Origin of the sequence: Bartonella sp. AA23NXGY (assembly GCF_042197165.1) — a bacterium.
Taxonomy (GTDB): domain Bacteria; phylum Pseudomonadota; class Alphaproteobacteria; order Rhizobiales; family Rhizobiaceae; genus Bartonella.
The window spans coordinates 176,225-182,918 of sequence record NZ_JBHIRO010000003.1 but is presented as its reverse complement, the minus strand read 5'-3'; the positions used below and the strand labels follow the sequence as shown (position 1 = coordinate 182,918).

At 35.9% G+C, this 6,694-nt stretch carries 6 protein-coding genes, 1 tRNA gene and 2 pseudogenes; 5 read left to right on the top strand and 4 right to left on the bottom strand.

What is annotated here, in order from left to right; all coding sequences use genetic code 11:
• Positions 1 to 412: 412 nt before the first annotated feature.
• The 3 genes and pseudogenes from ACFINY_RS02970 (at position 413) to ACFINY_RS02960 (ending at position 2,507) form a co-directional block, all read left to right on the top strand.
• Positions 413 to 727 (top strand): annotated as a pseudogene (locus ACFINY_RS02970) (hypothetical protein).
• A 98-nt stretch (positions 728 to 825) separates the two neighbouring features.
• Positions 826 to 1,158, top strand: a pseudogene (locus tag ACFINY_RS02965) (hypothetical protein); the annotation flags it as partial.
• A gap of 326 nt (positions 1,159 to 1,484) precedes the next feature.
• Positions 1,485 to 2,507, top strand: a complete 1,023-nt coding sequence (locus ACFINY_RS02960; protein ID WP_375651245.1) for a tyrosine-type recombinase/integrase — start codon at positions 1,485 to 1,487, stop codon at positions 2,505 to 2,507.
• Positions 2,508 to 2,859: 352 nt separating this feature from the next.
• On the opposite strand, the gene ACFINY_RS02955 is transcribed toward ACFINY_RS02960, so the two are convergent.
• The 4 genes from ACFINY_RS02955 to folE all read right to left on the bottom strand — a co-directional run bounded on the left by ACFINY_RS02955 (position 2,860) and on the right by folE (position 5,702).
• Positions 2,860 to 3,366, bottom strand: a complete 507-nt coding sequence (locus ACFINY_RS02955) for a hypothetical protein (protein ID WP_015856440.1) — start codon at positions 3,364 to 3,366, stop codon at positions 2,860 to 2,862.
• Between the two features lie 137 nt (positions 3,367 to 3,503).
• Positions 3,504 to 4,676 carry an alpha/beta hydrolase gene (locus ACFINY_RS02950; RefSeq protein ID WP_375613054.1) on the bottom strand — a complete coding sequence of 391 codons (1,173 nt, stop codon included), beginning with the start codon at positions 4,674 to 4,676 and terminating at the stop codon, positions 3,504 to 3,506.
• Between the two features lie 192 nt (positions 4,677 to 4,868).
• Positions 4,869 to 4,953 (bottom strand) — tRNA-Leu (locus ACFINY_RS02945).
• A gap of 137 nt (positions 4,954 to 5,090) precedes the next feature.
• Positions 5,091 to 5,702, bottom strand: coding sequence for a GTP cyclohydrolase I FolE (folE, locus tag ACFINY_RS02940; protein ID WP_375638197.1), 612 nt, complete (start codon positions 5,700 to 5,702; stop codon positions 5,091 to 5,093).
• Positions 5,703 to 5,827: 125 nt separating this feature from the next.
• On the opposite strand from folE, the gene ACFINY_RS02935 reads away from it, so the two are divergent.
• A complete protein-coding gene (locus tag ACFINY_RS02935; protein WP_375621296.1) occupies positions 5,828 to 6,256 on the top strand; it encodes an iron-sulfur cluster assembly scaffold protein in 429 nt (142 codons plus the stop codon).
• Complete coding sequence (gene yidD, locus ACFINY_RS02930) at positions 6,257 to 6,607, top strand: membrane protein insertion efficiency factor YidD (protein ID WP_375607118.1); 351 nt, start codon at positions 6,257 to 6,259, stop codon at positions 6,605 to 6,607.
• Positions 6,608 to 6,694 lie beyond the last annotated feature (87 nt).

Genomic DNA, 6,694 nt, shown 5'->3' with positions numbered 1-6,694 from the left:
TCTCCCCCACATTTCTATGGAAAAACCTCTAAACAAAACTGTTTAGCCCGTCAATGGTTAATACATCAATATCCCCATAAATATAAAGGATAAATTTGCTCAACCATATCCCCTTGCATTCATAGAGTGAACCTTCAAAAGACGCCTCATCTATGAGTTTTGAGGGGTTTGAGAAACCTTCAAAACCTATAAGCAAAATTCGCAATAAAATTCTTCAAAATACTCATTCTGATATTTTAAAGCACATAGTGCATTTGTCTTTTTTTCATAAAACGAATAGCAGATTTCACTATTTTGCTGATCTTATCCCATGTCATGGGCTGTGGATAAGCAGCATTTAAAAAACCTTTTGAAAAAAATTTATCCGCTTTTGAATGACTTTACCTCTTCTGATACTCGCTATTTATTCTAAATGGATTTAATTGAATTCATTATTAAAGCATTAAAAGATTTTGCTGATATCAAAACAGGTACCTTAGGCGGCTTTATTGAAAAGGAAGATAACTTCTCTCATGAGGGCAATTGCTGGGACTATGATGAGGCTCTTGTGTTTTAAAATGGTCACGTTTATGAAAATGCTAGGGTTTATGGCAATGCTAGGGTTTATGAAAATGCCAATATTCATGGCATTGCTGTTATTCGTGAAAATGTCGGCAGGTCTACTAAAATAAAAACCTATACTGAACGTCTCTCTCCTTATGGTGAATTAGAGATTGTCTGGGTCTAATCAATAAAGCGGTGTAAATGAAAGTACAGGCGTGGCGGGGGCGCTCCTCTTCCAAATTTTAGCAAACGTTTATCATATTAGATTGTGAGGGTATCTTTATGTGCAAAAAATACCAATTAACAAATGAAATCAAACAAATTAAAGATAGAATTACTAAGAAAATTACAAACCTTTATCGCATTAAAGCTTTAAAAGACTTTGATGATGTCAAAGTAGGTGATCTGGGAGGCTATATCGAAAAGGAAAGTAACTTATCCCATGATGGCAATTTCTGGGTGTATGATAATGCGTGGGTTTATGGCAATGCCAAGGTTTCCTATCATGCCAAGGTCTGGGGTAAAGCCTATGGCAATGCAAAATTAAACAGTCAAAGTAAAGTAAGTGTCGTTCCAAAAAAATGTAAGGTTTATGAAAACGATAATGTTGTCAATATAACTGATAAAACAGAATAAAAATAGATATGGGGGGCGTGCCTTTTTTATGGTGTATAAACGCATATAAAACGCATTGCTATAAACATATCATAAAAGAGAGAGTAAAATAAAAAAAAGCCGCGCCAAGTGATATGACGCGGCTTTCAAATAGCGATTCTTATTGATTAAAATGAATCATCCACAATGGAGTAATCAGTGCATATATACAAAACGTATCATATTGCAAGTGCTTTATGAGAGATATAAAACTTATCAAAAGGAATGTAAATGTTGCGTATGATCTTTAATCACTCATTTGAATTACAGAGCCTATAAACGCTTTTATGGCTATCAAACAAATTACTCAACATGGCAAAATTGTATGGTATGTACGTATTGGTCACGGTAAACGCATTAGAATACGCGGTACCTATGGAACGCAAGAGTTTGTTGATAACAACAAAAGCGCACTTGTCGAGTTACAAGGGCTTATACTTCCTAAATCAAAAACCGGTAAACTTGTTGAAGGTTCATTTGCATGGCTGCTTAAACAATACTTTAACAGCTCTAATTGGCATAGCTACACTAAAGCTACAAAAAAACAAAAAGAATACATTCTTATGAGGATATGCGACTCCATAGGAAATATTCCATACCAAGCAATTGAAAAGAAACATATTATAGCCGGTGTTGAACGGCGTAAAGATACACCAGCAATGGCTAGAAACTTTCTGAAGTCCCTTAATGGTCTTTTTAATTGGGCAATTGATCAAGGTCTTTTGGAAAATAATCCAACTTTAGGCGTCAAAAAACCTCCTCTTAAAAATAAAAGCGGCTTTCCTGTTTGGACAAAAGAAGATGTTGAGAAATATTATCAAAGATGGTCCCATGGTACCCATGAACGCGTTTGGATTGATATTCTTCTGTATACGGGCTTACGTCGTGGTGATGCGGTTCGCATTGGCTGGAAAGATGTCAAAGACAATATTATTCATCTCAAAACAGAGAAAAGTAAATTCCAAACAGATGTCTTTCTACCTATTTTACCGGAATTAGCCAAAACGCTTGAAACTGATCCTATTGGAGAAGAAACATTCATTTGTGGTAAAGAAGGTAAAAAACTAGTTAAAGAAAGTTTTGGCAACCTTTTTCGAGAGGCTTGTAACGTAGCAGAAATAAAAAAATCAGCACATGGCTTAAAAAAATTAGCAGCAACACGCGCAGCTAACTCTGGTGCAATAGTACCACAACTCAAAGCAATTTTTGGCTGGACAAATGATGCTATGGCATCTCTTTACACAAAGAGTGCAGATCGCAAAAGGTTAGCTATAGAGGCGATAAAAAAGCTTCAAAAAGATGAGGGATAGAGGCAAAAAACTCAATAGAATCAAGATTCACCTATTCCCTTATATTAGACATAACTATTTTATTTTACTTGCTTTTTATTTGCCTAATGAATATACTAACAACTTCATGATATTGGTAAAATTATCCGGCGGGCTATTATTAAAAGAATCAGAAAGTTTTTTGTAAAATTCTTTCCACAAACATTTTTTTCAATAAAGCCACCTAATTCATCAGCCTTAACTTTAGCAAAGATATAAGGCATGTGTTTCATTTATTAAAGCAAATTCTTTTCTTTAAAAAGGTTATAGCCTTCTATCTAACAGCGTTTTTGCTGTAAAATTCAAATTATCTATCTGCTCAACTAAAGAACTTTTATTGTTTAGCTTTTGTGCTTTTTTCAAAGAGATGTGGGCTTTCAAGAATAAGCTTTTCTCGTGCTTTTTGTAACTGTTTAATGACTTCATCAATCTTTGACGGAGAACAAAAAGATTCTTGGCTATTCAACAAATGCAGCCTCTCCTTTCCCTCATATAAACATTGCATCTGAGATTGAAGAATTCTAACTTCTTGAAAAAAAAGACGTCCTGTTTCCTTAAAACCATTATTAAGTGCAAAAAGTTGATCAGAAATGGATAGCAGAATTTGTTTTAAAAAACGCTCATTTTCTTGGCGTTTACGATATTCTAAAATAAGAGCATGGCTTATCTCATCTAACTGTTTTTTTGTAGAATCAATTTGACGCAATAAATTTGGTTTTTCCCCCATATCACCTTTTCTCACCTTCACAAGCATAGCATGAATGTCTAATAACTTAATTGCGGAATGAGACAAATAATCAACAACTGTAGGCGTATTAACATAGCGTTTACGTGCAATCATCACAAACTCACCTAATGACTGTTTTTTACATTCATCCCGCTATTTATTTTTCATTTTACAAGACCATTCTAAAGAAAGTGCTAAAAAATATTACCTCCAATACATTATTCGATGGAGCCCCTTCTCTCTTTTCACGATCAACGTGGAATCCGTGGAGAGAGAAAACGTACAGGTGTATAAAGGATAAGATGTGTTGTTTTTTCCAATACACTACTACCATCAGCAAGAAGGGCTTGACTAGGTGACAATTCTGTACCTTGCATAATTGTGGAAGCCAAAGAACCTTCTCGAGAAAGAGCCATCAACGTTGGCGAAGATGCAAAGACATTGTGTGCTCCCCCATCCACATGAGAGAAATCAAGAACAGCTATTCCATTTTTACGCAACATTTCAATATCTGAGCCATCGCCCACACGATGATGTCCACCCGTAAGACGTCCTGAAACCGCAAGAGCTTTATCCGCTCTGGATACTAAAATAGCGGTTGGCTGCGGGAGTTTTTTTATATCATTAAGTTGTCGCTCAAATACATCAACATCAATATCTGGTGCAGCCATTAATAAACTTGTAATACGACGAATAGGCTTATATTTTCCCTGTAACGCTAACGTTCTAAATGCTTCCATTATAACAAAATTGCCCATAGAATGTGCAATAACCGAAATTTGATCAGCATTGGTTTCACTAATAAGTGTTAAAAGCTCTATCAATCCGTCACGGGCAAAATTAGCACTGTCACGATCATAAATATAAAGAGGAACTGATCCGGCCGAAGGCCAAGAATAATGCACAGCGACAACATTTAAAGAATAATCGTGTGTAAACTGTGCTGTACGAAATGTACCATCTGCAAAATTATTATTATACCCATGGATAAAAAGAAAAATTTCTCTTTTTCCTTTTGGCTTTTTTGCTAAAGCAGCATTTAATTGCTGTTTAAACTGTTCTTTATTATCGTATTTTTGCAATGCTACTGCTGCAAAATACTTATCATGCGTAGGTTTATAGGCATTTATTTCAACAACTCCCTTTACATGTTGCTGAGGAATTCCTACGTCAACACGATTATAATGAACTTTATTTGATCGCTCTGCACCATAAGGTTGAGCGTAATTATTTTGCATCATACGACTCGTTGCAACATACACTGGAACGATGGCTTTTGGAGAAACTGGTTTCCCTTCAACTTCCCTTTCTACGGCAGTCATAGAAGGTGTTGCATGCACCCCATGCCAAAGTACAGCACGTGAATCACTACACGCTGATAATAAAGAAATACAAATAAGAAGTGTTAAATATCTCAGAATCATTATACTTCTCACTGCAACTTCACCCCACCTTATAAAAATATAACATTTCAAATGCATAGATAAAGTAATAAAAAACGAAACATTATTGGCAACACACTAACAAATAACATACAAAAAGATTTTTCTATAATGCCTATAAATCCCCTCTCTCTAACATAACTTCATCTCACTATGGAGAGACTTACTGCGAACTGGTGCGGTCGAGAAGACTCGAACTTCCACGGGTTGCCCCACAGCGACCTCAACGCTGCGCGTCTACCAATTCCGCCACGACCGCACGTGGAAAGAAAAAACCTTGGTTTTTAGCCTTTAACAAATCATAAAGAAAGGTACAAGCCAATTTTCTTTTTCTCATAATTTATTTTATCCGGATGTTTTATAACTTAATAGAGATTACGAGAAATATGGGCTTTACTATGACCTTTGAACCATCATCATAAAATGTTCTTGTGCCGCTTGATCTTTTTCATAATAACCATGAAAGTTTTTTGTAATTGTTGTAGAGCCCTGTTTTTGGATTCCTCTCATAGCCATACACATGTGCTCAGCCTCAATCAATACTGCTATACCATGAGGCTTCAGATACGTTTTTAACGCGTGAGCCACTTGCGCTGTCATAGCTTCTTGAGTTTGTAAACGACGAGAAAAAATATCTACAACACGTACAATTTTTGAAAGACCAACAATTTTTGCATTAGGAAGATATGCTATGTGTGCTTTCCCAATAATTGGGATCATGTGATGCTCACAGTGTGAATAAAAAGGTATATTCTTTACGATTACGGCTTCATTGTATCCTGAAACCTCTTCAAAAACTGTACCTAAGGTTTCTTTAACCGATTGACTATAACCATTAAAAAGCTCGCGATATGCCTTGGCTATACGTTTTGGAGTATCTAAAAGCCCTTCTCTATTTGGATTTTCCCCTATCCATAAGAGTAATGTACGAATCGCTTCTTCCACCTTTTCAATACTCGGACGCTTTTCTTCAGATAAATTTGCGTCTTCTTTAACAACATTACGCATTCAAAAACTCCAAGCTTACTCTATACAAAGCATTTGCTCCATACCTATCTCATTTTGTATAATCTCTATATAAGCGAATTAAAAGTTTAAACAATCACGACTTTCAAAATTTCAGGCAATAGCGCATGATTGATACTATCTATAATGATAAAATACTTAAATATGCTGCACATATAGGCAAAATTGGGCGTCTTAATAATCCTGATGCAACATCAAGAAAACATGCACACCTTTGTGGTTCGACAATCACTGTAGATTTAAAAGTGGAAAATGGTATTATTACCGATTTTGCTCACGAAATACATGCATGTGTGCTAGGGCAAGCTTCAGCTTCACTTTTAGCATCTCATATCATCGGACAAACAACTCAAGATCTTAAAATATTGCGTGAAGTTATCTACCAAATGCTAACGCAAAATGGTCCTTCTCCTCAAGCTCCATTTGAGGATTTTTCTTGCTTACAGCCCATTAAAGACTATAAAGTGCGCCATGCAGCAACACTACTACCCTTTGATGCAATGATAGACTGCATTCAAAAAATTGAAGAAAAATAAATGTTCAAATCACAATCTAGACAAAAAAAGTTGACTCGGAATTACACAGGCACTTGGCAAAAAACACCCGGACGATTATTGGGTATTTTCTTAATACGTTTCTATCAAATAACACTTTCGAGCCTTATAGGTAATCAGTGCCGCCATGCTCCGACTTGTTCAGAATATACATATGAAGCGATTGCACGCCATGGGCTTTGGGCTGGTGCATGGATGGGACTCTTTCGTATCATGCGTTGTGGGCCCTTTGGAACAGATGGCTTTGATCCAGTCCCTCCATCGCTTGGAAATTCTTGCTGTTTTTATAAACCTTGGCGTTACTGGAAAATTTCTGACAAACACAACAAATAATCCTTTTCTTTTTTCACATGTATTGATAAAAAATTAGTCTATAAGCTTTTTACTCAATTTTCACGAAACCATCCGCAATCGTTAGCG